Annotated in this window: 26 protein-coding genes; 19 read left to right on the forward strand and 7 right to left on the reverse strand. The window is 44.2% G+C overall.

Features of this window, described 5'->3' with window-relative positions; all coding sequences use genetic code 11:
• Window positions 1–45: 45 nt before the first annotated feature.
• The 4 genes from vanY (at window position 46) to AAEM60_RS04650 (ending at window position 2,846) form a co-directional block, all read left to right on the forward strand.
• On the forward strand, window positions 46–912 hold the full coding sequence (gene vanY / locus AAEM60_RS04635; protein WP_299742378.1) for a VanY-A/VanY-F/VanY-M family D-Ala-D-Ala carboxypeptidase: 867 nt from the start codon (window positions 46–48) through the stop codon (window positions 910–912).
• A gap of 228 nt (window positions 913–1,140) precedes the next feature.
• A complete protein-coding gene (locus tag AAEM60_RS04640) occupies window positions 1,141–1,746 on the forward strand; it encodes a GNAT family N-acetyltransferase (RefSeq protein ID WP_299742380.1) in 606 nt (201 codons plus the stop codon).
• A gap of 212 nt (window positions 1,747–1,958) precedes the next feature.
• Entirely contained in the window at window positions 1,959–2,354 is a 396-nt protein-coding gene (locus AAEM60_RS04645) for a CBO0543 family protein (RefSeq protein WP_299742383.1), read from the forward strand.
• A 30-nt stretch (window positions 2,355–2,384) separates the two neighbouring features.
• Entirely contained in the window at window positions 2,385–2,846 is a 462-nt protein-coding gene (locus AAEM60_RS04650) for a hypothetical protein (protein ID WP_299742386.1), read from the forward strand.
• A gap of 83 nt (window positions 2,847–2,929) precedes the next feature.
• Here AAEM60_RS04650 and AAEM60_RS04655 read toward each other — a convergent pair whose 3' ends face one another.
• Complete coding sequence (locus AAEM60_RS04655) at window positions 2,930–4,474, reverse strand: ZinT/AdcA family metal-binding protein (protein ID WP_299742389.1); 1,545 nt, start codon at window positions 4,472–4,474, stop codon at window positions 2,930–2,932.
• Window positions 4,475–4,789: 315 nt separating this feature from the next.
• Here AAEM60_RS04655 and AAEM60_RS04660 point away from each other — a divergent pair, with 315 nt between their 5' ends.
• The 5 genes from AAEM60_RS04660 to AAEM60_RS04680 all read left to right on the forward strand — a co-directional run bounded on the left by AAEM60_RS04660 (window position 4,790) and on the right by AAEM60_RS04680 (window position 9,730).
• Entirely contained in the window at window positions 4,790–6,037 is a 1,248-nt protein-coding gene (locus AAEM60_RS04660) for an MFS transporter (protein WP_341357540.1), read from the forward strand.
• Entirely contained in the window at window positions 6,034–6,873 is an 840-nt protein-coding gene (locus AAEM60_RS04665) for an MBL fold metallo-hydrolase (protein ID WP_341357541.1), read from the forward strand. Before AAEM60_RS04660 ends, AAEM60_RS04665 begins: the two co-directional genes overlap by 4 nt.
• Before the next feature lie 107 nt (window positions 6,874–6,980).
• Complete coding sequence (locus AAEM60_RS04670) at window positions 6,981–7,604, forward strand: DUF421 domain-containing protein (protein WP_341357542.1); 624 nt, start codon at window positions 6,981–6,983, stop codon at window positions 7,602–7,604.
• A gap of 36 nt (window positions 7,605–7,640) precedes the next feature.
• Window positions 7,641–8,774 carry a zinc-dependent alcohol dehydrogenase gene (locus AAEM60_RS04675; RefSeq protein ID WP_299742400.1) on the forward strand — a complete coding sequence of 378 codons (1,134 nt, stop codon included), beginning with the start codon at window positions 7,641–7,643 and terminating at the stop codon, window positions 8,772–8,774.
• 116 nt (window positions 8,775–8,890) lie between these two features.
• Complete coding sequence (locus AAEM60_RS04680) at window positions 8,891–9,730, forward strand: manganese catalase family protein (protein WP_299742402.1); 840 nt, start codon at window positions 8,891–8,893, stop codon at window positions 9,728–9,730.
• A gap of 94 nt (window positions 9,731–9,824) precedes the next feature.
• On the opposite strand, the gene AAEM60_RS04685 is transcribed toward AAEM60_RS04680, so the two are convergent.
• Window positions 9,825–10,340 carry a DUF3231 family protein gene (locus AAEM60_RS04685; protein ID WP_299742405.1) on the reverse strand — a complete coding sequence of 172 codons (516 nt, stop codon included), beginning with the start codon at window positions 10,338–10,340 and terminating at the stop codon, window positions 9,825–9,827.
• 457 nt (window positions 10,341–10,797) lie between these two features.
• Window positions 10,798–11,895 (reverse strand): hypothetical protein, encoded by a 1,098-nt coding sequence (locus tag AAEM60_RS04690; RefSeq protein WP_299742408.1) that lies wholly within the window; start codon window positions 11,893–11,895, stop codon window positions 10,798–10,800.
• Window positions 11,896–12,202: 307 nt separating this feature from the next.
• Here AAEM60_RS04690 and AAEM60_RS04695 point away from each other — a divergent pair, with 307 nt between their 5' ends.
• The 3 genes from AAEM60_RS04695 to AAEM60_RS04705 all read left to right on the forward strand — a co-directional run bounded on the left by AAEM60_RS04695 (window position 12,203) and on the right by AAEM60_RS04705 (window position 13,728).
• Window positions 12,203–12,544: a n-acetylglutamate synthase gene (locus tag AAEM60_RS04695; protein ID WP_299742411.1), complete on the forward strand. Its 342-nt coding sequence runs from the start codon at window positions 12,203–12,205 to the stop codon at window positions 12,542–12,544.
• A 53-nt stretch (window positions 12,545–12,597) separates the two neighbouring features.
• Window positions 12,598–13,050, forward strand: a complete 453-nt coding sequence (locus AAEM60_RS04700) for a GNAT family N-acetyltransferase (RefSeq protein ID WP_299742414.1) — start codon at window positions 12,598–12,600, stop codon at window positions 13,048–13,050.
• Between the two features lie 150 nt (window positions 13,051–13,200).
• Complete coding sequence (locus AAEM60_RS04705; RefSeq protein ID WP_299742416.1) at window positions 13,201–13,728, forward strand: ATP-binding protein; 528 nt, start codon at window positions 13,201–13,203, stop codon at window positions 13,726–13,728.
• Between the two features lie 60 nt (window positions 13,729–13,788).
• Here the strand turns inward: AAEM60_RS04705 and AAEM60_RS04710 are convergent, their stop codons facing one another.
• On the reverse strand, window positions 13,789–14,187 hold the full coding sequence (locus tag AAEM60_RS04710) for a lysozyme inhibitor LprI family protein (RefSeq protein ID WP_341357543.1): 399 nt from the start codon (window positions 14,185–14,187) through the stop codon (window positions 13,789–13,791).
• A 415-nt stretch (window positions 14,188–14,602) separates the two neighbouring features.
• Here AAEM60_RS04710 and AAEM60_RS04715 point away from each other — a divergent pair, with 415 nt between their 5' ends.
• From AAEM60_RS04715 to AAEM60_RS04725, 3 genes are all read left to right on the forward strand, one after another.
• Window positions 14,603–15,295, forward strand: coding sequence for an AraC family transcriptional regulator (locus AAEM60_RS04715; protein WP_299742687.1), 693 nt, complete (start codon window positions 14,603–14,605; stop codon window positions 15,293–15,295).
• Between the two features lie 92 nt (window positions 15,296–15,387).
• Window positions 15,388–16,290 (forward strand): EamA family transporter, encoded by a 903-nt coding sequence (locus AAEM60_RS04720; RefSeq protein WP_341357544.1) that lies wholly within the window; start codon window positions 15,388–15,390, stop codon window positions 16,288–16,290.
• Between the two features lie 330 nt (window positions 16,291–16,620).
• On the forward strand, window positions 16,621–17,886 hold the full coding sequence (locus tag AAEM60_RS04725) for a trypsin-like peptidase domain-containing protein (protein WP_341357545.1): 1,266 nt from the start codon (window positions 16,621–16,623) through the stop codon (window positions 17,884–17,886).
• On the opposite strand, the gene AAEM60_RS04730 is transcribed toward AAEM60_RS04725, so the two are convergent.
• Complete coding sequence (locus AAEM60_RS04730; RefSeq protein ID WP_341357546.1) at window positions 17,883–18,137, reverse strand: hypothetical protein; 255 nt, start codon at window positions 18,135–18,137, stop codon at window positions 17,883–17,885. The genes AAEM60_RS04725 and AAEM60_RS04730 overlap by 4 nt on opposite strands.
• A 69-nt stretch (window positions 18,138–18,206) precedes the next feature.
• On the opposite strand from AAEM60_RS04730, the gene AAEM60_RS04735 reads away from it, so the two are divergent.
• From AAEM60_RS04735 to AAEM60_RS04750, 4 genes are all read left to right on the forward strand, one after another.
• Window positions 18,207–19,094, forward strand: coding sequence for a peptidylprolyl isomerase (locus AAEM60_RS04735; RefSeq protein WP_341357547.1), 888 nt, complete (start codon window positions 18,207–18,209; stop codon window positions 19,092–19,094).
• Between the two features lie 133 nt (window positions 19,095–19,227).
• On the forward strand, window positions 19,228–20,106 hold the full coding sequence (locus AAEM60_RS04740) for a hypothetical protein (protein WP_341357548.1): 879 nt from the start codon (window positions 19,228–19,230) through the stop codon (window positions 20,104–20,106).
• Window positions 20,107–20,221: 115 nt separating this feature from the next.
• The gene (locus AAEM60_RS04745) at window positions 20,222–20,926 is read left to right on the forward strand and encodes a response regulator transcription factor (protein ID WP_341357549.1); all 705 of its coding nucleotides are present in this window, start codon (window positions 20,222–20,224) and stop codon (window positions 20,924–20,926) included.
• The gene (locus AAEM60_RS04750) at window positions 20,916–22,319 is read left to right on the forward strand and encodes a HAMP domain-containing sensor histidine kinase (RefSeq protein WP_299742440.1); all 1,404 of its coding nucleotides are present in this window, start codon (window positions 20,916–20,918) and stop codon (window positions 22,317–22,319) included. The genes AAEM60_RS04745 and AAEM60_RS04750 overlap by 11 nt, the downstream gene beginning before the upstream one ends.
• Before the next feature lie 196 nt (window positions 22,320–22,515).
• On the opposite strand, the gene AAEM60_RS04755 is transcribed toward AAEM60_RS04750, so the two are convergent.
• The gene (locus AAEM60_RS04755) at window positions 22,516–23,412 is read right to left on the reverse strand and encodes an NAD(P)/FAD-dependent oxidoreductase (RefSeq protein WP_341357550.1); all 897 of its coding nucleotides are present in this window, start codon (window positions 23,410–23,412) and stop codon (window positions 22,516–22,518) included.
• A gap of 15 nt (window positions 23,413–23,427) precedes the next feature.
• The gene (locus AAEM60_RS04760) at window positions 23,428–23,847 is read right to left on the reverse strand and encodes an Rrf2 family transcriptional regulator (RefSeq protein WP_299742443.1); all 420 of its coding nucleotides are present in this window, start codon (window positions 23,845–23,847) and stop codon (window positions 23,428–23,430) included.
• Window positions 23,848–24,012: the final 165 nt, after the last annotated feature.

The following is a 24,012-nucleotide window of genomic DNA, read 5'->3' on the forward strand; positions in this document are numbered from 1 at the left end:
TTCCCTACACTTATAAGCAACTAAGAGTAAGGAGGAAACAGATAAATGAAGAAGTGGGGCTTTTTATTATTATCCTGCCTAGGGTTAACGTTCGCCTATTTGGAACCTTTGTCTGAACCAGAAGTGAAAATTCAAAACCATGTTCAATCTGAAAATGGTATCGCAGAGGGTGGCATCCAAGAAATCGAAATGACAGAGGATCAAATCTATCAAGGAGATCTGCTTTTGGTCAACAGTGAATATCCTGTTCACCAGGAGAGCATTCGATCGGATATTGTCAATTTATCTGCAAACAATGAACTGGCACAAGGGTACGTGTTGTTAGGCAGTGACACTTATTTATCAGAGGAAATTGCACATGCGTTTTCAGAGATGGTTGCTGCTGCAAAAAAAGATGGGCTTCAACATTTCGCCATTACGAGCGGCTTTCGGGATTTTGATGAGCAAAGTGTGCTTTATCAAGATATGGGTTCTGACTATGCCTTGCCAGCAGGCTACAGTGAACACAATCTGGGCTTATCCCTTGATGCAGGATCTACTCAAATGAAGATGGCTAATGCACCAGAAGGAAAGTGGATAGAAAAGAACGCTTGGAAATACGGGTTCATCTTACGTTATCCAGAGAATAAAACGGACATAACAGGAATTGAATATGAACCGTGGCACATCCGCTATGTTGGTTTCCCCCATAGCGCAATTATGAAATCCAAGAATTTCGTATTAGAAGAATATCTGGAATACCTAAAAGAAGAAAAAACATTTTCTGCTAGTGTAAATGGGGAAAAATATGAGATTTCTTATTATCCTGTTACTAAAAGTACGACCATCCATGTGCCTGCCGATCTACGTTATGAGATTTCAGGTAACAATATCGATGGTGTGATTGTGACAGTGTTTCCTGATGCGGAATGAGACGAACGAACTGAATGAAAGGCATGATGGTACATGGCTAAAAAAACAGCACTCGTTTTGACAATTCTTCTTTTCCTTTCATTTTTATAGTGCCCATCTTTGGGTTAATGCGTGCTTTGGGAACTGTTGGCCTAGGTAGGTACATGAAGGATATGTTCTAAAAAAATAGAAATAGTAGTAACTTAATGAATATGCAGGATACATTCACAAAGAATAGAGGGATAACCTATGAAAATTATTCGTGCTAGTGAATCAGAAAGTAATAGAAGAAATGAGATGAGTACAATCTTTGTAGACGGCTTCTATCAATGGCTGAATTATTTTTCAAAGGATAAGGCTAAACTTTACAAGACATTTGCCCATATGTTTAATGAAGAGGTCTTTTATACGGCAGTAGTTGACGATCGTATTGCGGCTATAGCGGCTTGCACTACAAGCAATATACCTTCTGTAAGACTGAAATATAGTGAATTTAGAAAGCACCTCGGCTTATTCATGGGGAGTATTGCTTATGTCATTCTCAAAAAAGAATTTGAGAAAGAGCAATATCCTTTTCAAATTTCTGAAAAGATGGGTGCAATAGAGTTTGTGGCAACGTCGGTAAAGTATAGAGGAAAAGGTGTGGCAATTGAACTGCTAAAATCGATCATACATTCAACTTCATACGACGAATATGTCTTAGAGGTAGCAGATACCAACATAAGTGCTATCCACCTTTATGAAAAACTGGGTTTTGCAGAGTTCATGCGTATACCTCAAAAGCACAGTGAAAAAAGTGGTGTTAATGATCTTGTCTATATGAAGCTTGTGAAAGTGAAAGAAGTGGGGGACTAAAGAGCTTATGGAATGACTGATTTTTGGAAAAACAGGTTAGTATAGTGAGCTCCAATAATCTAGAAGAAAAGATATAGCATAACGGGTCCGGCTTAACATCATACTAGTAACAAAACCTTTAAACGGAGGATCATGTTGTGGAGAAAAAAATGTTAAGCGTACTCATTTCCTTATGCCTGATTTGCTTCCCATTCTTATTCAGGGGGGCTAGGATGAAGCAAAACTTAATTGTTTTCTTTTCAAAGGGAGTTCTGTCCACTCTAGTTGATACATATGTTGTGTCGGAGAAACGTGTTGCCTATCCAATTCGTCCTTTTCCAGGAGTGTTTAAGACCAACATTGTTTTTGATATGTTGTTTTTTCCATTGTTGAGTGTGATCTGGGTTAGACAAACGTATAATGACGGGTTATGGAAGATCCTTTGGAAAAGTTTGACTTGGAGTGTTCCTATGAGTATAACTCAATGGTTTCTTGTGAAATACACAAAGTTAATCCAATGGAAAAAGTGGTCGCCATTTCATACCTTTGGTTCTGTAAGTTTCACATTATTTATCATCAGAGGGCTTGTATCCGTAGTTAAAAGATTGGATCAACCTAAGAGTACTTAATATTAAAACGTCAACTAAAGGTTTGGTCATATGAAAAAGACTCAAAAACTAGAAGTGGTGTTATGGAGCATAGCATTTCCGGGCTTTGGGCAGCTGTTGAATGGTCATGTCATAAAAGGATTCTTATTTATTTTATTAGAATTTATCATTAATAGCATGAGTACATTTAATCTGTCTATCATGTATAGCTTTCTTGGCAGAATTTCGGAAGCTGAAGAAGTGATTCACTACCAATGGATCATGTTTTATCCATGTGTTTACATGTATGCGATGTATGATGCATACAAATTTTCAGATGGAGAAAATCCTCCGTTATCGTTTATTCCATTTGCCTTCGCTGCCTACTTTGTCACGGTTGGAATTATGTATTCCCCCCAACCATTCCTCTCCGTTCACTTTGGTCCGATTTGGCTGCCGATGCTTGCGCTGATTCCGGGACTGGCGGCAGGGTTTATCATTCGGGCAATTTTGTTGAGGTTTACCTCATTATAAATATCCGGTGCCCAATTATGGGGTCACCGGATATCATCCTAGCAGAATAGAGATTCAAATGTACTTTTCTCAGGGGTGGGAAATCAATGCATCATCATTTCATCAGCGATTTCCTCGCCGCTTAAGTCAGAAGGATAATAGGTTGGCCAGTTAACAACTTCCTCCAGCAACGCTTCCCGGTCTTCTCCCCAATACAAGTGATAGTGATGTGAATCGGTTGGGGCAATGCTGTGATCACTAAACTGGATGTAGTTTGGCATCTTTCCTTCCTCCTCATCAGCAAGCTTGAAGATATAGCGCACTCCACGGTTTCCCTTCTCATAGGTTAGAATTTCGTACCCGTCATAGGTATAGTGTCCAGACGATTTTTTTCCATCTTCATAGAAGGTGAACGTATCCCCATCAATCATGATGCGCTCGACGCCTGTTTTGTATCCGATTGTATAGTACTCTTTATACTCTTCGGCAGTCTTATCTCCGTCTTCGGCTTTGTGAGCAAATACTTCATCGAGGGTACCATCCAGTAAATAAGGGTAAACGGACTGCCAGTCACCTTCCCAGTCAGATAGCTCACGATCTTTCACTTGTTCATCTTCAAAGTAACCATCATAAATCTTCTGCGCTTCTTCATCTAATTTATGGCTATGGTCATGGTCGTGCTCTTCCGGTTCAATAGCAGGTGCATGTTCCAATGCTGTCTGCAACTGTGTCAGGTTATGTCTCATCAGTGTAAAATAGTCTTCATCCTTTTCAATATCTTCATCTGTCAGTACAGACAGGTTATGAAGTCTGAGTGTTTCTGCACCTATTTCATCCCTTACGACTCCAGCTATTTTCGTCGTGATGTTCTGTTCAAAAAAGACATGCTTTAATCCATATTCTTTAGCTGTCTCTACAATGGTCTGGAGTTCTTTCTGAGACGGTTCCTGTGTCGGGCTCAATCCGGAAACAGCAATCTGATGTACACCATACGCTTCTTCCCAATAGCCATAGGCGGCATGAGAGACGAGAAAGTGATTGCCTGGTGTTGCTTCCAGTTCAGTGGCAAACTCCTGATCAAGAGCTTCAAGGTCAGCCTTGAGTGTTTCAAAGTTTTCATTAAATAGTTTCTCTTCTTCAGGCTTCAATTCTACTAATACATTCTTAATGTTCTCTGCTAATTCAATGGAGCGGATTGGATCCAGCCATACGTGAGGATCATGATCTCCGTGGTCATGATCCTCTTCATGATCGTGGTCATGGGCTCCTTCATTGAGCTCAATCCCTTCAGCTGCTTCAACGACCTTCACATCTTCAGCCTCTACAGCCTCAGTGATTTTTTCGGCGTACGCCTCCATCCCCGCGCCATTCATAATGAATGCATCTGCTTCAGCAATGGCCATTACGTCTTTAGAAGTGGGCTCATAGGTATGAGAGTCCGATCCGGGAGGTAAAAGTGATTCAACTTCAGCTTCTTCACCAGCAATCCGTTCTGCAAAAAACTGAAGGGGATATACCGTAGTGAAAATTTTCACCGGTTCAGTTGAAGACGCTGCCTGTTCCGCACTGTTATTCTCATTTCCTTCTCCGCAACCAGCAAGAGAAAGAACAAATAATAAACTAAATAAAGCCACCCATTTTTTCCTCATATGTATCCTCCTTATTATTTCTAAACATAATATATCGTAATCGTTACGATTTGTAAATAGTAATTGTTACGATTTATTAGTGGTAGTAGATAGTAATGATCGCTTTTTTCCGTAAGCTCAGATAATCGATTATGGGGCCATAACTTTCCACTGAATGGTCTCGAAGTTCCTAAAGATGGACAAAATGGTTGTTGAAAATTCTCCTAACTTTCAACATTTTTTTGCAGGGAGTCGTCATATTCGCCGAATGTTTTTCATTGAAAATTCAAATACTTAGGTAATGGTAGATCAATCTTTAAAGGGTGGATTAATTGAATGAACAATTGCAACGACAAGAAGATCAGTAATTGGTGCGTGGTAAGTATGGCCTCGATTCCTTTGGTGATGACCTTGGGGAATTCCATGCTGATCCCTGTACTGCCCATTTTTGAAAAAGAGGTGGGGATCACTTCTTTTCAAACGAGTATGATTATTACAAGTTACTCCATTGCTTCGATCTTTCTGATTCCGGTGGCTGGATATCTGTCGGATCGCTTCGGAAGGAAGGTGGTCATCCTCCCCAGTTTACTCATTGCGTTATTGGGGGGATTGGTTGCTGGGTTCGCTTCATGGAAAATGGATGATCCCTTTACTTGGATCATCATCGGCCGTGTTCTGCAGGGGATTGGGGCAGCTGGTGCGGCTCCGATTATTTTACCGCTGGTGGGTGATCTGTATAAAGATGATGATAAGAAAACGAGTTCCTGTCTTGGATTGATTGAAACATCCAACACATTCGGCAAAGTGTTAAGTCCCATAATGGGGGCGATGTTTGCCGCTTATTTATGGTATCTTCCTTTTTTCTCTATTTCTGTTTTTAGTCTTATTTCAATTGTACTCGTCATCTTCTTCATTAAAGTTCCTAAGAAGAAAGAGAAGCCTGTCGCACTGAAAACATTCATCAAGAATACAAAGAAGATTTTTAAACAGGAAGGGAAATGGATCTTTACTGTTTTTCTCGTAGGGATCTATATCATGCTGGTCTTGTTTGCCGTCTTGTTTTTCCTATCTGATTCCCTGGAGAAAACACATGGACTGTATGGGGTGAAAAAAGGGTTTGTATTGGCCATTCCTTTACTGACTCTATGCATCGCTTCTTTTATTACAGGTAGAAAGATCAAAGGTGAGCTAAAGGTCATGAAGGTAATCATGACGGTGAGCTTGATTCTGATCAGTGTCAGTGTGTCATTGATAGGATTTGTCGACGAGCGATTGATTCTTCTTTTGTCTGTCTCAAGCTTCATGGGTCTCTCGATTGGTGCGTTGCTGCCTACAATGGATGCTCTGATTACCGAAAACATCGAGAAAGAGGAGCGGGGGACGATCTCTTCTTTCTACAGCTCATCCCGGTTCATCGGAGTGGCTGCCGGTCCCCCTCTGATGGCCTTGGTGATGAATTCTCTATTGAATGAGAGTTTTATCGGCGCAGGTATCTTAGGAATTGGGATGTTTCTGAGTGTGCTGTTTTTTATTCAATCTGAAAAATCCCCCACTTCTACTACAAATCAAGGAGGGTCAACATGAAACCATTAGACAGTGATTTTTCTGACACACATCTCCCTTTCTTTAGTGTGAAAAGTGGGACTGGGAGGGAAGTAGGTAAAGATCTTTATTATTGGACCAATCAGATTGTGAATGTCTGTTTCTACGGAATTCCGGGAAGCAGGGAGTGGGTGTTGATTGATTGTGGGATGCCTCACTCTAAGCAGAAGATCATGGAAGCGGCGGAAGAGCGGTTTGGCCATAGGGGTAAACCGCAAGCCATTGTGTTGACTCATGGCCATTTTGACCATGTCGGGTCCCTGGAGCCGCTCTTAGAGGAATGGGACGTTCCAGTTTATGCCCATGAACGGGAAATCCCTTATCTTAACGGCGAAAGGAACTATCCGAAAGGGGATCCTACTGTGGATGGCGGTTTGGTCAGTGAGTTGTCCCCATTTTATCCCCATCATGGAATCGATGTGTCCGATCGTCTTCACGTTCTTCCTGAAAGTGGTGAAGTCCCCTTTATGCAAGGATGGAAATGGGTTCATACACCTGGTCATACGCCAGGGCACATTTCCCTTTATAGGGAGTTGGATGGTGTATTAATCGTCGGGGACGCCTTTGTGACAGTGAAGCAGGAATCCCTGTACCGGGTTGTCCTTCAAACGAAAGAAATCAGCGGTCCGCCGAGGTATTTCACGATGGATTGGAAAGCGGCCAAAGAATCGGTCGCAACATTATCCAATTTGAATCCGAAAGTAGCTGTCACCGGACATGGAGAGGCGATGGCGGGGAAAGAGCTGGAAGGAGCTTTAAGAAAATTGGTTGAACAATTTGATGAGATCGCTTTACCGGCAAATCGGAAACGGCATTAACTTTTGGTTCGAATAATTTTATGCCTGTAGGGAAAATTAATCAGGCACAAACCTTTTTCCCTCTTCACCTGAAGAGGGTTTTTAGCGATAGAAGGGACAGATGTTAAATGGATTTGGATTGGATTTGGAAAGCCGTGCTTATCGTACTGGCAGGAACCTTATTATTAAGGGTGGCCGGCAGAAAGTCAATTTCCCAGATGACATTGGCACAGACGGTCATTATGATCGGAATCGGATCATTACTCATTCAACCGGTAGCCGGCAAGAATATCTGGACCACGATAGGTGTCGGGTTGACTCTTGTCCTTACCCTCATGGTAATGGAATATCTGCAGGTGAAATCCGATCGTGTCGAACAGTTTATCACCGGGAAATCCAAACTTCTTATGGAAAATGGCGTCATCAACGAAAAGAACTTTAAAAAGTTACGAATGACAGTCGATCAACTTGAAATGAAATTAAGACAGCAGGGAGTCAGTAAGCTTTCGGATGTGAAATGGGCGACACTTGAGCCGAATGGACAAGTCGGAGTGGAATTGATGCCCCAGGCAAAGCCGGTGACGATGAAAGATTTTGAAAAACTTCAGGCACAAGTACAGAGACTGATTAATATGCTCGATGTCCCACCTTCCACGACGAGGCCAGTCAGTCAGGAAGTGGGAGGGGAAGATATATTTAAAGAGATCAAACAGAACTCTTCCGTCAACACTCCCCCAAAACATCTTCAGTAGTAAGGAAATGGATAGAATCTCGATTGGAGGACGTTTATGAAAGCCGTCACATATCAAGGAAAGAAGTCCGTAGCCGTCAAGAAGGTAGAGGACCCGCGGATACAAGATCCACAAGACGTCATAGTCAACATCACATCAACGGCCATCTGTGGATCTGATTTACATCTGTACCAGGGGAACTTTCCACTCCCGATCGGATATGTCATTGGGCATGAGCCCATGGGAATCGTAGAGGAAGTCGGGAAAGATGTCACGAAAGTCAAAAAGGGGGATCGCGTCATCATCCCTTTCACGGTGGCTTGCGGGACTTGTGAATATTGTCATAACCATTTAGAAAGTCAATGCGATCATTCCAATCCCCATTATGACTCTGGGGGATTGTTCGGTTACTCGGAGAAATTCGGGAATTACCCCGGGGGACAAGCGGAATACTTACGAGTTCCATTCGGGAACTACACCCCTTTTTTAGTACCGGAGAATTGTGAACTGGAGGATGAACAGATCCTTTTATTATCTGATGTACTTCCCACGGCCTACTGGAGTGTGGAGAATGCCGGTGTGAAAAAAGGGGACACGGTCATTGTCCTCGGATGTGGTCCGGTCGGATTGATGGCTCAGCAGTTTGCCTGGAAAAAGGGTGCAGAGAGGGTCATCGCGGTCGATTATTTCGAGTATCGCTTACGTCACTCAAAGAAGATGAACCATACGGAAACCTTTGATTTCACCCAATACGATGATATGGGGGAAACGTTAAAAGAGTTGACAAAAGGCGGGGCGGATGTCGTGATCGATTGTGTCGGCATGGACGGGAAGAAGTCCCCACTTGAATATATGGAACAGAAATTGAAGCTTCAGGGTGGAACAATCGGTCCAATTCAAATCGCCACCAAGGCTGTCAGGAAGTGCGGGACTGTTCAATTGACCGGGGTATATGGCGGGCTTTACAACATGTTCCCCCTTGGGGCATTCTTTGCCCGTAATATTACCCTGAAGATGGGACAGGCGCCTGCGAGAGCGTATATGGCCCCCCTTTATGAACAAATCGTCAAAGGGGAAATCGACTCCACTTCCATCATCACACATATACTTAAGCTTGAGGAAGCGGCAAAAGGGTATCAACTATTTAATGAGAAAGAAGACGACTGCATCAAAGTCATCTTGAAGCCTTAACGTTAAGAAGGAGGAGGGATTCGTGTCCCTTCTTCTTTTTGTTCACGGGACACCCTGCATTTACATAAAGTGGAAGGGTGTTGTAAAAGAGAGAGATAGACAGAGGAGATGAGACTGTGTTTTATCATATTAAAGAGCTTCAGTATGAGGCTAAACCAAGCCGGCCAAACCCGGCTTATGCGAACCAGCTGCAAGAAATTCTAGGTGGACAATATGGAGAAATTTCTGTTATGATGCAATATTTATTCCAGGGATTCAACGGTCGGGCGGACAAGAAGTTCCGTGACCTGTGCCTGGATATCGGGACAGAGGAAATGGCCCATGTAGAGTTATTGGCCACTCTCATTGCCCGCCTGCTGGACGGTGCCCCCGTGTCTGAACAGGAAGCGATGTATAAGAGTAATCCGGTGCTCGGGGCAGTGATGGGTGGAATGAATCCACAGCATGTGATTGTGAGCGGGTTGGGTGCGATGCCGGTGGACAGTGTGGGAAATCGGTGGACAGCTTCTTATATCGGCGCCAGCGGGAACCTCCTGGCCGATTTCCGTGCCAACTTAACGGCAGAATCAATGGGCCGGTTACAGGCAGTGAGACTGTATGAACTGAGTGATGATCCGGGTGTCCGTGATACGCTTTCCTTCTTGATTGCCCGTGACACTGCTCATCAGAATCAATGGGCGGCAGCCATCGCAGAACTTGAAGAGCGTGAAGGGGATATTGTCGTACCGACGACGTTCCCGAGGGAGCTTGAGAAGCAGGCTGTTTCGTACGATCTTTATAACCTGTCCAGAGGGGAAGCGAGTGCCGAAGGACGATGGGCGAGCGGACCTAGCATGGACGGGAAAGCGAATTTCCAATACATCAGTGAACCTGGTCCATTCGGGTCGAAACCTAAACTGGCCCCTGCCCCTAAATATGTACATGATACCGTGCCGATGCCTCCAATGATGAAATAACCTGACTACTATTCCATTGATTCAAGAATTGAAAAAAAATTCTCAGGTTGACTTGAAATGACAAGCCAACATGAGAATCTTTCCAATTCAGTGATTACTCACAATGTTCATTTTTGTTTTTGTGAAGGGGTGGAGGGATCAACCATCCCTTTTCTTTGTTTAACTTAAGTACTTTAGCACCCATTAGGGCTTTTTGTATATGAAATTGGCCGAACATCATCGCCACATCTTCACGTATGCTTTGTCCCATGATTGTGCTGCATGCAACTAGGCCTGAAGCGATATTAGCTGATAACCCCGCTGCAACGGCAGGATCCGGCATGCGGGCACCAGTCGGAATATCATCCAGGCAGGCATGCGGAGGTTCTGGAGGTGTTGGAGGCAACCCAATCCCATTTTCCTTCAGAAGTTTTTCTACTTGCTTGATTTCTTCTTGCCCACCCTCGATGCTGTCCTTCAGTAATTTCTTAAGATCATCATCTCCGGCATGGTTAAGCTGCATCTGATATCCTGCCACAGTGGCTTTAGCCGTCAACAGATAGTTCCAAGTTCCAAATACTTCACCATAATGCAATGGCTCTTCTTGTGGATTTCCACTTAAAATACCCATAATCATCCTCCTTATCATAATGTGCCACCTTTCAAAGTGAATGTTTAAGCACAAAAGTATTTTTCCACTAAGCACTTGGAAGTATGTATTTGTTTTTTACATTTATTGTATATGTAAACATTTGGTGTGGGTTTGGCTTATGACCACCAAGTCTGGGTATTCGATACGAATGCTCAATTAATTGAAAAATGGACCAATAATTCAAATTCAGGTTTAATAAATTCTAAATGGGATTAATTATTTCTGATCCGGGTCGAAAGTAGGCCAATCGGGATCGATTCTTAAAGGATAATCACTTGATGGGCGAACTCTCTACTATTATTAGAGCCAATTAGTAAACTCAAGACTTGAATCAGGAAAAATATAAAGGTTGCATCTGCTTTGCTATTGCCTAAGGGTATCACGGGGACGGTTCTTACGCCTCCGAGCAAGAGAGCCGTCCCTGTGTTTTATAAGATTATTGATAGTTAATAATCGCAGGGCTGGGTTCCATCTTCAACACATCTTCCGGCTCCAAAACCGGCACATCCTTATCATAAAAGATCTTGAATGCCCCATACTGTTTCGGTTCATCACGTATGTATTTCCCGTACAGGGCCTGCTTGTCCGCGGATGCTCCCCAGCCGTCAAAGTTTATGGCGACTTCGACGTTGTCTGTCGGTTGGATCACCTCTTTATTTGTCAGTACGTCACCGGTGAATTGGTGGACGAGTACGAATTTATCCGGGAGGTCGTTCTTTTCCGTAAGTTCCGATACATACTCGACTGCCTTCTGGATTTCCTTTCCATCCACTTGCCCTAGATCCTCTCCGGGTTTCTCCCCTTCAGCTACGTGGAATTCCGTATCGATCGCCAGGTGAACATGCGGGTGCTTGAGCCACTTCTCGATCATTTTCACCTGCTCCATAACGGTGTCCGTTCCGAGCTGAACATCGAGCAGCACCAGTGCGTCATGCTTCTCGGCAAGCTCCACATACCTTTCAATATTTTCTTCGGATGTCATTCGCACATAGTCTCCATCAGGACCCGGTTCACTCTGGGCCATTGTCGTAATCAACTCGATCGTCGGGACCGCCGGACGGTCGGGATCAGCGTCTGAATAGGCCTGCGTCTGTTCCTTTAGCTTCTTCATGTACTCCTCAGGCTCCAACTCGCCCAGAATCCCCATATTTTCAGAATCTGGCGTTCCATAATAGGCAACCAATCGATGATCCTTTAATGGTCCATCGGATGGATCTTTCACCCCTTTTGCCAGCGTTTCACCCGCAGGGACCGAACGCTCGGGATTTCCACCCAGCGCCGCTTGCATATCAGGAATTTCCTGCTGTTCCATATCTGATAAGCTTTCCTTCAAAGACACAGCATTTTCAGACGGTTCCAACGGTTTGAAGGGCTGTTCGGTCTCCTTCGGTTCTTCGTTTTCCGTTTTTTCCGTGTTTGATTCGTCCCGTTCGGAAGTCGGCGCTTTCTTCTCACTTTCCTCTGTGGCCGAAGGATCGGCGCAGGCTCCCAGTATTAGTACTCCTGCTGCAAGTAGCAGCAATATTTTTTTCATTGCCTCACACATCCTTTTTATATAGAAGAATATGGAGGACTTTAACACATTTTCCTCTACATGAAACCTATGTAAACAAATTGATAGAAACTCTTAATCCAAACGTTAAAGCTTATGAGGGAAGCGCTGAGAACAAGGCTTTTATAAAAAATATTCTGATAGTAAACAAGGGAATATTTGGTACAATTAAAGCAGAGGGGGCCAAATGGACAAACCCCATGGCTCCATTTATCGCAAGCGCTTTTGAGAGAAGAGGTCGTACCAGAACCATAGGGCTTTGAAAATGAGAAATTAAGGGGGACTATCAATGATCAATTACGATGGACGCACGTTTGTATCCATTGAAAATACGACGAACGGTGAAGTTTCTTCAAAAACAGTTTTTGAATATAAGCAAGATGGAGATATCCTTTCAGCAACATATAGTGGCGGAGACATTATGAAAGGAACCCTGATTGGCATCGTGAAAGAGGATGGTGGCTTAACGTTTAGATACAACCATGTAAACGTTCATAATGATATAAGGGGAGGTCAATGTACTTCTGTTCCTGAAATTCTACCGGATGGCCGAATAAGACTGCATGAAAGCTGGAGATGGATGGATCGTGACCAAAGTGAAGGGGAATCGATCGTTGAGGAAGTCATATAATTAGTAGTAGTTGAATTCAGCGTTTTTTCAAATCATGGGTCGAGGTGAGGGATATGGGGACATATGAGCTAAAGCTTATTAACAATCTGTTAGATGTTGATTTAGCTCATTTAGTAGAGCATAGCAAAGAAGAGGGTTTTCGTTTTGTAGAAAGATTAGTGAATGATTATAGAAATGGAAATAACACGTTCAACCGTGCAGGAGAAGGTATATTCGGCGTGTTTAATGAAAATGGCATCCTGGTTGCTATAGGCGGATTAAACAAGGATCCTTTTTCAACTGGTGAATGCATTGGCAGGATGAGAAGATTTTATGTCAGCAAAGAGTTTAGAAGAAGTGGTGTAGGAAACATGCTGGTGCAAAGGATCATAGACGAAGCAAGAAACCATTATGATACATTGGTGCTTCATACAGACACAGAACAGGGGGATGCATTTTATCGGGCGATTGGGTTTTCAAAGGGGGAGCTTTATTCGAGGTCGAGTCATTATTTGAGCTTAGGGTAGCATGGGGACGGACCCGGAGGCAGCTTTTTGGTATATATAATCCTTAAAAACATAAGGAACAGATTATAGGCACGATTATGGATAAGCTGAATTTTCAACTGAAAGGTGCATAAGAAAGGTCTACCACTTAAAAATCGGGAGAGTGTTCCTATGTTCAACAACTTTCATTTTGAAACGATTTATCGTGAACGGGATGATCGCACCCCTCTAGTGGTAATGATGTGTGGTGTGGCTGGCTCCGGTAAAACGACATTCTCGCAGCACTTAGAGAAGAACGGCTTTGTGCGTCTTTCAATTGATGAAGAAATATGGGCGACTCATGGTCGTTATGGGATTGATTTCCCTATGGAAAAGATGGAGGAATACAAGAAAGTGGCAGAAAGTAAATTGCGCAATGAATTAGTAAAGCTCATTCACGATAAACAACAGGTGGTCATCGACTTCAGTTTTTGGGACCGTGGAAGAAGGGATCGATACAAACAATTAATAGAAAAGTCAGGTGGGAAATGGAAACTGATTTATTTAAAGGTCCATCCTGATGATTTACTTGAAAGGCTTACAATACGGAACAAGCGCTTTGATGCGAATGCGTTCCCGATTTCGGAAGGACTGTTGACTTCCTATTTGAATGGTTTTGAAATTCCTGAGGGGGAAGGGGAGATTGTGGTTGGGAATTAGAGTTACTTTTAACTGGCCAGGGAGAGGGGACAAGGTATCAGTCCCCATGGTTCCGTGTTTCTAGTCGGTCATATACTCATTCACCAACTCATAACATCTATCCTTCGTCGACTCATATAAAGAGATGTACCACGCCACATTTTCAAACGTCCCGCCTTCATACTTCAGTCTTTCTTTCTCGGCTTTCGTTTCTTTCTGTTCGATCCATCTTAACTGTTCCGCTTGTAATTCCTTCATGACCTCTGGAGACAGCTCTTTTTTCAGCAGGGTGTAGATCTCATTCAATGCATCATCAAACTTTTCGTAGGATACTCCATAATAGTTTTTCATCGCGTTTGTGACACCTTTATCTGAATCCTTCTTTTCTGGCATGGCATCAAGTTCTTTTTGGATGTTGTCCAGTTTGTTCAGAAATTCTGTTCTTCCCTCTATTTTTGTTTTGGGAGTATGATCTTCCATTAATATCTTCCGATTGATTCTCCTCGTTGTTATCGGCTTCCATTGTGCTTTCTGAAGAAGAATCATCTGTACTTGCTGGTATCGTATCAGATCCAGACTGATTAGAAGTATCCTCTTCAGGTGCATCGCTACATGCAGACATGAAGACGAATAACATAGTTAATAAGGCTGCCACGGTAAACATTTTTGGGTTCTTCATTTTTACAGCTCCAATTCCTTATTGAAAATAGATTATTTGGTTTATTTTAACATATTTGAAATATCCTATTAACCTGTTAGGGTCCGCTTATTCGTTGCCTCCATGGTTCCTCTTTCATTAACCCCTTCTTAAAACATTTGTGATACAATTTTCGCAAGAAGGCTGTTTCAGGAACCTCGGTACCTGTCCCCATTGCCCGGAAGGAGGTAGAGTGTGATGGAACGTGTAGTTTGTGAGAAAAGGTCCTATTCAAAAGAGTTTCATTCTCATCAGCATGAGTTTGGTCAGTTTCTTTTTCCTTTACAAGGTTCCCTGGATATCCAAACGAAGTGGCAAGAACTTCATCTTGATCCGGACCATTGTTTTTATCTGCCTCCAATGTCTGATCATCAATACAGGTCGATGGACCGGAATGAGTTTTTGATTCTGGATATCCCCCTGAACTATTTACCGGGGGATACAGGAAGCATGTATATGCAGCTTGATGAGCAGTGGGTTTCTATCCGGTATTTACTGTTGGAGGAAGCGGGGAACCCGGAAAATAGGATGTCGTTGATAAGCTTGGCCAGGTATGTGACGACCAAGCTTCAACAATCTTCTTCCCCTTCAATTGACTATATTCATAGACATTTCATGGAACCGATCAGGTTAGAGACATTGGCGGAATTGGAACATTACCATCCGTCCTATTATTCGGCGTGGTTCAAGAAAAAACATGGTAAGAGCCCGAAAGCGTATATATCGGAACTACGTTTGAAAGAAGCTGATCATCTGCTGCTATCAACAGAATGGTCAATGTCCCGGATCAGTGAGGAGTTGGGCTTTGAGAATTCTTCTTCCTTCACGAGATGGTTTGTAAGACATAGGGGGATATCCCCGCAGCAATATAGAATCCTTAAAAAGGGATAAAAGGATATCAAACTTGGTAAAGAGATTTCTAAGTGGATTCTCTATCCTAAGTTTAGATACTCCTTTTATCTTTTTTTATTGAGGTGAGCAGAATGAAGGGTCCTTTATTGATCTTAATTGCCGGCATCCTCTGGGGAACCACGGGTACAACCCAGGCATTCGCACCGGAGTCGGCACATCCGATCGCCATCGGTGCTGCCCGCTTAGCAGTCGGGGGGCTGTTTTTGATGGGAATTGTCCTTGCGACTGGCAAGTTGAACGTGACCAATTGGCCGGTAAAGCGAGTGGTGTTGGCTTCTCTGAGTATGGCATTCTATCAGCCGCTGTTTTTCACGGCCGTCACCCGGACCGGGGTGGCAATCGGAACGGTTGTAGCCATTGGGAGCGCACCTATCTTATCGGGGGTCATTGAATGGCTCGTTTTAAAAAAACGTCCGGATTCCATTTGGTGGTGTTCCACATTCCTATCCATCTTAGGGTGCCTGCTGCTGTTTATCAATAACGAGTCCGTACATGTCGATTCCATGGGACTAATCATGGCTCTGGGAGCCGGGCTATCTTTTGCCATTTACACACTTGTCAGCCGGGAGCTGGTTGAAAACCGCTCGGCATTATCAGTGGTTGCCGTTGTATTTACATCGAGTGCTGTTTGTTTATCCCCTTTTTTACTCCTGTATGATATGTCTTGGATTTGGAGTATTCGAGGTGCAGGGGTAAGCCTTCATCTTGGGATCATGGCAACCGGGATCGCCTACTTATTGTTTGCCAGAGGGCTTATCCATGTTTCTTCTTCAACCGCCGTTTCCCTTGCGTTGGCGGAGCCGCTGACGGCAGCGCTTTTGGGAGTTTTCATCGTGGGTGAATACTTGAGTGTCGTTTCTTGGATGGGGGTTATGCTGTTGATGCTGGGGATCGGAATCCTTGTATGGTCGTCTAAGGGTTCCGGTGTTGGAAAAGAAGGTGGGGGAATTAATGAAAAATGGAGACAGGTGTAGTTGCCGATTATAGAGTATGCGTTTAAATGATCGTTTACTATAGATGGATTCTTGATTGAGAGTTTTAGCGTTGATCTCTACCGGTTGATGATACTTTGAAGTGACATCTATTTTACAAGAGTGGCTTTAATAGCATAGTGGGGCCTGACCCGCGGCACGTTGAAGGTTGAACGTGCCGGGGCAGGCCTTTTTGTTTTATTAAAGTACTCCTTGAATATAAAAAACTTCCCACGCTGTACATAGATTGTTAATAGTTTCGTAACATTTACCCTCTAAGATGAAATCAACAGCAAAGTTCAACCGAGCAAAATCAATCGAGGAGGAAATAAAATGTTAGAACATAATCAAAATGAAGAAATGAAACATATAGAATCAGACAATATGGAATCCGTGAAGAAAGAAGAAATGCAACGAAGCCCGAAGCCGAAGAAGCCTTTTAAAGGGCGGGGGTTTCTAAACACGGTAGGTGCCGGGATCATCGGTTCGGTCCTGACACTGACGGTATTGCCTCAAACCGACTATTATCAGAACCTGGCTCAGCCGGGCATCGAACAATCGGCAGGGGACAACGGCAAGGTGGAGTCTTCGGGTGATTCGGAGATCAATCCTACAACGGTATCAACGGGTAGCGGCGATGTGGCGAATATTGTGGAAGATGCCTCTGAATCGATTGTCGGAATCGTCAATTATCAACAGCAGAATGGCATGGGTGCATCTCAAGAAGCTCAAGCAGGGACAGGTTCAGGCGTTCTCTTCAAGAAGGAGGGGGACAGTGCGTATATCATCACCAACAACCATGTCATTGAAGGGGCATCCAAGATTGAAGTGTCTCTCTATGATGGCCAGAAGACCGATGCGGAGCTGATTGGGGCAGATCCACTGACGGACCTTGCCGTATTGAAGATCGATGGGAAATATACAGACAACCTGTTGGAAGTGGGAGATTCCAGTGCATTGCGCGCCGGTGAACAGGTGATCGCGATCGGGAACCCTCTCGGACTCGATTTATCAAGGACGGTGACACAAGGAATTGTCAGTGCCGTTGATCGTACGATTCCAGTACAGACATCTAAAGGTGAATCTGAATTGAATGTCATTCAAACAGACGCGGCGATCAATCCGGGTAACAGCGGAGGGGCACTTCTGAATTCAAAAGGTGAATTGATCGGGATCAACAGTGCGAAGATCTCGAACTCCGGTGTGGAAGGCCTTGGGTTTGCCATTCCAAGTAAGGATTTCCTGCCGGTCGTAAGTGAAATCATCAAAACGGGGAAAGTGGAACGCCCGTATATTGGAATCGGAATGACGAATCTTTCTGATGTTCCACGCAACTACTTGGGGAATTTGCCTAAGGAAGTGGAGTCGGGTGTGATTGTCGCCAATATTGATGACACATCAGCGGCAGCAGAAGCCGGGATCAAAGAGGGCGATGTCATTACGGAGCTGAATGGAAAAGCAGTAGCGGATGTGGCCGATTTGAGAAGGCAGTTGTACGCTGACCTGAAGGTGGGAGATCAGATTGATTTGACCATTTTCCGGGGTGGAGAAGAAATAACGATCAGTTTAACTTTGACTAGTAATGCGATGGTTAATTAATCGATAGGGTGTGTGGTGCCTGGTACAGATGGAGTGATTTGTACCAGGTACAGATGGAGTGAATTGTACCAGGCGCAGATGGAGTGATTTGTACCAGGTACAGATGGAGTGATTTGTACCAGGTACAGATGGAGTGATTTGTACCAGGTACAGATCGGTTGATTTGTACCAGGCACAAATGGGTTGATTTGTACCAGGCACAGACCGGGTGATTTGTACCAGGTACAAACCGTCCAAATTGTACCAGGCACCAGAAACCGGGCACCAGAAACAACAACTGAACCAAATACAAACAATTGAAGATAAAGGAGTACGGGTGAGTGGATAAAAAAAAGCGTTCGATCACGTTATGGAGTGTCATAGGGGGCATTGTCGTCGTCGGCACGATGCTTGTTATGTTTGGCTTTTCGAAGGGTGAAGTGGTGGCGAAGGTGGGAAGTAAGTCGATCAGTAAAGAAGACTTGTATACGACGCTTGTGGATCAGTATGGTGAAGCGGCCCTGGATACACTGATTGCCGAGAAGATTGTGGAGCTTGAGAGTGACAAGAAGGCAATCACAGTCAAGGACAGTGAGATCGATGAGGAACTGGAGTCAATGAAAGATTCGTATGGGGGAGAAGAGGCATTCAATGAGGCATTGGCCTCGAGCGGAGTGAGTCTTAAGAGTGTCAAAAAGAATGTCGAATCGTTTTTGTTAACGGAAAAATTGTTGAAGGACAGAATCTCAATTAAGGATGATGAGATTAAAGAATATTTTGAAGCGAATAAAGACTCGTTTGCCGAGGAAGAGCAGGTAGAGGCAAGCCATATTCTTGTAGAGGATGAGGAAACGGCCAAGGAAGTGAAGGACAAGCTTGATGACGGAGGGGATTTCGCTGAGCTTGCGAAAGAATACTCCACTGATACGTCCAACGCTGAATCAGGCGGAGAGCTAGGGTTTTTTGCAAAAGGTGAAATGGTGACAGAATTTGATGATAAAGCGTTTGCCATGAAGAAGGGTGAAATCAGTGAGCCTGTTAGAACGGAATTTGGCTATCATATCATCAAGTTGACGGACAAAAAAGACGCGAAGGAAGCGGTTCTCGACGATCATAAAGAGGAAATAAAGGATATTCTGTTTGATCAGGCACTTCAAACGGAGTATGGCACCTGGCTTGAGGAACAAAAAGAGGAGTACCAAATCGAAAATTTATTGAAAAGTTCATGATCCGGCAACTATTTGTTCATGATTTGGTCATAACTTCTGGAGAAAATGACAGGGCAGGGGATCGAATCCCGACTTCATCGTCAGCTACATAGATGGGTTCGATACCTGTAACACATTAAAGGAGGAAATAAAAATGAATAAGAAAACCCTAACGTATGTACTGACAGGTGCCTTATCTGTCGGGATCCTGGGGGCTCTTCCAGCCTTTGCTGCCGAGGAGGACACAGCGAAGACGAATGACTCGGCTGTTGTAAGCGAAGAGACCAAGCCGGCATTTGGCGGACATCGCGGCGGTGGAAACGGGATGTTCCATCTGAATGAGGAACAGTTGAAGGAAAAAGCAGAAGAACTTGGAATCGACACCACTGATAAGGATACCCGGGAACTCGCGAAAGAGATCATGGATGCTGAACTCGAAAAAAGAGCAAAAGAATTGGGTATTGAAACAGAAGGAAAGGATCACCATGCCGTCATGGATGAAATTCGTCAGGCGGAACTAAACGAAAAAGCGAAAGAGCTGGGGATTGCAACAGACGGAAAAGACCAGGAAGAGCTCTCTCAAGAGGTAAGGGAAGCGCTGGTAAAACAGAAAGCGAAAGAACTTGGAGTGGAAACCGAGGGCAAGGACCTGGATGAGCTTTCTGATGAAGTAAGGGAAGCAGCACTTCTGAAGCAGGCAAAAGACCTTGGAATTGAGACAGAAGGAAAAGACCATCATGAATTGAAACAAGAAATTTTCGAAGCTTCCATTTTAAAAGCAGCTAAAGAACTGGGCGTTGAAACAGAAGGTAAGACGTCGAAAGAACTGATGGAAGAAATCATGACCGATCATGCCGACGAAGCGAAGAAACTGGATTTTTTCCCTTTTAATAAAGAAGAAGGCTTCTTTTTCCTAAAGGGCGGCAAGGGCCATCACGGTGGTCCGGGTCATGGAAAAGGTCCTCATGGATCGGTGCATGAGGCAGAACAGAGTGAGGAACCAGCAGCCGAATCCCAAAGTGCCACATTATAAGGATGGAAATCCCCGCCAGGTGAGCGGGGTTTTTCGTTATGAGGAAATAATTAGAACCGAGGGGTAAAAACGACTATAATTTAAATAGAAAGAAGTCGGGAAAGGAGCGATGTTGATGAACGTGCTGGTAGTAGAAGACAATAAGAGTGTCACGTCGATGCTTGAGATGTTTTTTATAAAAGAAGGCATACAAGGAGAGTTTGTCCACGACGGGGCTGAAGGGTACCGGCGTTATAAAGAAGGGATTTGGGATCTTGTCATCCTGGACTGGATGCTGCCGGGGATGGACGGGGTCACCATTTGCAGGAAAATCAGGGAGGAAGGGTCACAGGTCCCGGTCATCATGCTGACGGCGAAAGACAGTGAATCGGATCAGGTGCTCGGGCTCGAACTCGGTGCCGACGATTATGTGACCAAGCCCTTCTCACCCCTTGCTCTGATGGCAAGGATACGTGCTGTCTCGCGGCGGTATCAAGGAGAGAAAAACAACGGGACAGGAACTCAGGATGTTTCGACGGCAGACTTCCAAATCAGTAAGGAAACACGTGAAGTCCTTCTGAAAGGCGTTCCCCTTACCAATCTGACGCCAAAGGAATTTGAATTGCTCTATTACCTTTCACGGCATCCCCGTCAAGTGTTCTCGAGGGAACAGCTTCTCGAACGCGTATGGGGGTATGATTTCTACGGGGACGAACGGACGGTCGATGTACATATCAAGCGGCTTCGCAACAAAATCGGCAGCAAGGAACAGCCGTACCTGCATACGGTCTGGGGAGTAGGGTATAAATTCGATGAGACGGCGGCCGGGGATGAAATTTAGATATCTTTATCAGCTGCTTCTCAGCCATACAAGCGTACTCATAATCGCCTTCATGATCCTCGGCCTCCTGTTTTCCCAGTATGTCGAAAATCTTGTCTACGAGAATAAGGTCACGGAACTGAGGTCGTATGGGGAGAAAATTTTATCAGACCTTGAAAGACCAAGCCCGAGAAGACCTCTTTATCTGGAGGAATACAGCAACTTGCTTCATGCCCGGAACATCGATGTGATCACGTTCAATCGCCAAGGAGAGGTATCATTCTCCAGGGGAGGGGTGTACCCGCGGATCGAGCTCTCCAAAGAAGAGTGGCAAAAAATCGAACGGGGTGAAACCGTCCCGCTGAAAAAAGATTTCGGACGTTTTGACCAGGCTGTATCCCTCGTCATCATGCCAAGGATCATCAATGATCAGCTGGCTGGCGGACTGATCTTAATTTCACCGATCAGCGGCTCGAGGGAAATGCTGAGTGAAATCAATCGATATCTCCTGTATATCGTCCTCCTGTCACTGGCGATTTCTCTCTTGATCAGCTTGTTCTTATCAAAGCTCCATGTGAAAAGAATTCAGCGGATCAGGGATGCCACTTCCCGTGTGTCATCCGGTCATTACGATGTTCACGTCCCAAGCTCCAACTTCGATGAAATCGGCGATCTTGCTGAAGACTTTAATAATATGGTCACGAAACTCCGGGCATCCAAAGAGGAAATCGACAGCCTCGAGAACCGGAGAAGGCAGTTCATGGCGGATGTGTCACATGAGCTGAGAACACCGCTGACCACGATTCGCGGTGTCATTGAGGGAATCAGGAACGACATGATCCCCGAAGAACAGAAAGAGAAAAGCTTCGGTCTCGTCAGCGAGGAAACGAGGCGGTTGATCAGACTTGTGAACGAAAACCTGGACTATGAAAAAATCCGCGCAAACCAGGTAGCGATCACGAAAGTCACCTTACCATTACTGGATGTTTTCGAAGTCATCAAGGAACAGCTCGACCTGCAGGCTGAAGAAAAGGGGAACGAAATCAATATCCTTGCAGATCCTGATGCAATAATACACGCTGACTATGACCGGCTCATTCAAATATTGATCAACATTACGAAAAACAGCATCCAATTCACCTCTGGAGGAACGATCACGTTAAGCGGCTCCACTTCCGGGACAGAAACCGTCATCGAAATCGAAGACACAGGAATCGGCATGGATCCCGAAGAAATCCGATCGATTTGGCGCAGGTTTTATAAAGCGGACCTGTCCAGGACGAATAATCCATACGGTGAATTCGGTATCGGACTCTCCATCGTGAAGCAATTGGTGCTCATGCATGAGGGGACGATTGATGTTTTCAGTGAGAAAGGCAATGGTACGAAGTTTGTGATTCGGTTGCCGTTGTAGGTAGGGTATTTGTTTCAACTAACGCTTTAAATATGCCTGCCCCCAGGTAATGGAGGGCAGGCTTAATTATTATAAAAATATATTACAGATATATAATATCCACAATTGACTCAAAAAAATATCAATCTACGGTATTTTGTGACCGTTCTACTGAAAACAGCCAAATAATTTTTTTGTCGTATACTCCTCCTTGAGTTTAGAAAATCTCTTCAAATAAAGCTGCATTGACTCCTATTGCTGTTTTGCTGCCTGCAGCGGCTGCGATAATTAATTGAGAGGGGGCAATGATGGAGGTGTCGCCACATGCAAACAACCCTTCCACATTGGTGTGGCCGGTTGCATCCGTGATAATTGCGCCTTGATCAGTGAATTCACACCCCAGTTCTTCCCCGATGGTAGATGCTTGCTCCATTTCCGGTACAACGAACCCTCCTTCTCGCCGGACTGTGATTCCATCCTCAAACGAGATCTTTTTCAAATAACCATCCTCACCAATAAGGGAAGAAATCTTCTGTTCATACACGCTTATCCCTTTGTTTTCAAGAATCGTCTTGTCATTTATGGATAGTACCTTGTTTCCATTTGTACACACAATCAGGTCGCTGGACCAGTTGTAAACAACCTTTGTCATATGAAAAGCCCTCGTATTTTCTGCAATGACAGCCAGCGGACGGTCCCTCAACTCCCATCCATCACAAAAAGGACAGCTAAAAACAGAAGTTCCATAATACTGCTTGAGGCTGTTTATTTCAGGGAACGTTTCCTTAAGTCCAGTAGCTAAGATTACTTTCTTGGCATGATAAACATCCCCGGCCTCTGTTTCAATTGTGAATCGCTGGTGATCCTTCGTGACCTTTCCTACTCGCTGTTCTATGATTGTAACGTCCGGATAGTTTCCGAGTTCTGCACGGGCAATTCGTCTTAACTCTGAGGGATTTATTCCATCCCTGGTGATAAACCCATGTGACTCCTTGGTAACGGAGTTTCTTGGTTTGTCATCATCAAATAAAACCGTTTTTCGCCGGGATCTGCCAAGGACCAAGGAAGCGTTCAGCCCGGCTGGACCTCCCCCGATTACAGCACAATCTAACATGATTTCATCAGCTCCTTAAATTGAGTTTTCTTTCCTGGATTTTTCATCGATCTCTTTGGCAATATCGATGAGAAATCTGTTCGCCAGATCGTCTTTCATGTTTTGCTCAGCCTCGATCATCACATTCTCGATCAGGCAGCCCTCACGATGATCCATGGAGCAATAAAATAAATTAGATTCTCCTTCAATAGTCTTTATGACATCGAGGAACGAAATCTCATCATTCTTCTTTGACACCTTATATCCTCCATTAACCCCCGGTGTCGATTCAACCAAACCGCCTTTTGCAAGTTTGGTCAGTATTTTCGAAAGGTAGGTCGGTGAAAGATCTTGCATTTCTGCCAAACTTTGAACCCCGATCGTACTTCCTTTCGGTACCGTTAGTAAATGCACCATTGTGTGTAATGCGTAATTTGTGGCTTTTGAGTATTTCATGATTTCTTCCTTTCTGAGTTATTGAAGATATTAAAGACTCTTTTTATCTATGATTAAATCAAGGATATCTCACTGTTGTGGATATGTCAATGTGGGAGATTGTGAAGGTTGTATTGAGGCGGTTTTATTAAGTGGTGTGAAGAAGAACAGGTAGATGATCTGGAA

Source organism: Rossellomorea sp. y25, assembly GCF_038049935.1.
Taxonomy (GTDB): Bacteria; Bacillota; Bacilli; order Bacillales; family Bacillaceae_B; genus Rossellomorea.

Excerpts from the sequence above, each read along its gene's own strand:
- AAEM60_RS04700 (WP_299742414.1), top strand. The coding sequence starts at position 12,598 with ATGGGGACATATGAGCTAAAGCTTATTAACAATCTGTTAGATGTTGAT.
- AAEM60_RS04640 (WP_299742380.1), top strand. The coding sequence starts at position 1,141 with ATGAAAATTATTCGTGCTAGTGAATCAGAAAGTAATAGAAGAAATGAG.
- AAEM60_RS04690 (WP_299742408.1), bottom strand. The coding sequence starts at position 11,895 with ATGAAAAAAATATTGCTGCTACTTGCAGCAGGAGTACTAATACTGGGA.
- AAEM60_RS04670 (WP_341357542.1), top strand. The coding sequence starts at position 6,981 with ATGGATTTGGATTGGATTTGGAAAGCCGTGCTTATCGTACTGGCAGGA.
- AAEM60_RS04710 (WP_341357543.1), bottom strand. The coding sequence starts at position 14,187 with ATGGAAGATCATACTCCCAAAACAAAAATAGAGGGAAGAACAGAATTT.
- AAEM60_RS04695 (WP_299742411.1), top strand. The coding sequence starts at position 12,203 with ATGATCAATTACGATGGACGCACGTTTGTATCCATTGAAAATACGACG.
- vanY (WP_299742378.1), top strand. The coding sequence starts at position 46 with ATGAAGAAGTGGGGCTTTTTATTATTATCCTGCCTAGGGTTAACGTTC.
- AAEM60_RS04705 (WP_299742416.1), top strand. The coding sequence starts at position 13,201 with ATGTTCAACAACTTTCATTTTGAAACGATTTATCGTGAACGGGATGAT.
- AAEM60_RS04675 (WP_299742400.1), top strand. The coding sequence starts at position 7,641 with ATGAAAGCCGTCACATATCAAGGAAAGAAGTCCGTAGCCGTCAAGAAG.
- AAEM60_RS04745 (WP_341357549.1), top strand. The coding sequence starts at position 20,222 with ATGAACGTGCTGGTAGTAGAAGACAATAAGAGTGTCACGTCGATGCTT.
- AAEM60_RS04720 (WP_341357544.1), top strand. The coding sequence starts at position 15,388 with ATGAAGGGTCCTTTATTGATCTTAATTGCCGGCATCCTCTGGGGAACC.
- AAEM60_RS04715 (WP_299742687.1), top strand. The coding sequence starts at position 14,603 with ATGGAACGTGTAGTTTGTGAGAAAAGGTCCTATTCAAAAGAGTTTCAT.
- AAEM60_RS04665 (WP_341357541.1), top strand. The coding sequence starts at position 6,034 with ATGAAACCATTAGACAGTGATTTTTCTGACACACATCTCCCTTTCTTT.
- AAEM60_RS04755 (WP_341357550.1), bottom strand. The coding sequence starts at position 23,412 with ATGTTAGATTGTGCTGTAATCGGGGGAGGTCCAGCCGGGCTGAACGCT.
- AAEM60_RS04660 (WP_341357540.1), top strand. The coding sequence starts at position 4,790 with ATGAACAATTGCAACGACAAGAAGATCAGTAATTGGTGCGTGGTAAGT.
- AAEM60_RS04655 (WP_299742389.1), bottom strand. The coding sequence starts at position 4,474 with ATGAGGAAAAAATGGGTGGCTTTATTTAGTTTATTATTTGTTCTTTCT.
- AAEM60_RS04685 (WP_299742405.1), bottom strand. The coding sequence starts at position 10,340 with ATGGGTATTTTAAGTGGAAATCCACAAGAAGAGCCATTGCATTATGGT.
- AAEM60_RS04760 (WP_299742443.1), bottom strand. The coding sequence starts at position 23,847 with ATGAAATACTCAAAAGCCACAAATTACGCATTACACACAATGGTGCAT.
- AAEM60_RS04740 (WP_341357548.1), top strand. The coding sequence starts at position 19,228 with ATGAATAAGAAAACCCTAACGTATGTACTGACAGGTGCCTTATCTGTC.
- AAEM60_RS04725 (WP_341357545.1), top strand. The coding sequence starts at position 16,621 with ATGTTAGAACATAATCAAAATGAAGAAATGAAACATATAGAATCAGAC.
- AAEM60_RS04750 (WP_299742440.1), top strand. The coding sequence starts at position 20,916 with ATGAAATTTAGATATCTTTATCAGCTGCTTCTCAGCCATACAAGCGTA.
- AAEM60_RS04650 (WP_299742386.1), top strand. The coding sequence starts at position 2,385 with ATGAAAAAGACTCAAAAACTAGAAGTGGTGTTATGGAGCATAGCATTT.
- AAEM60_RS04645 (WP_299742383.1), top strand. The coding sequence starts at position 1,959 with ATGAAGCAAAACTTAATTGTTTTCTTTTCAAAGGGAGTTCTGTCCACT.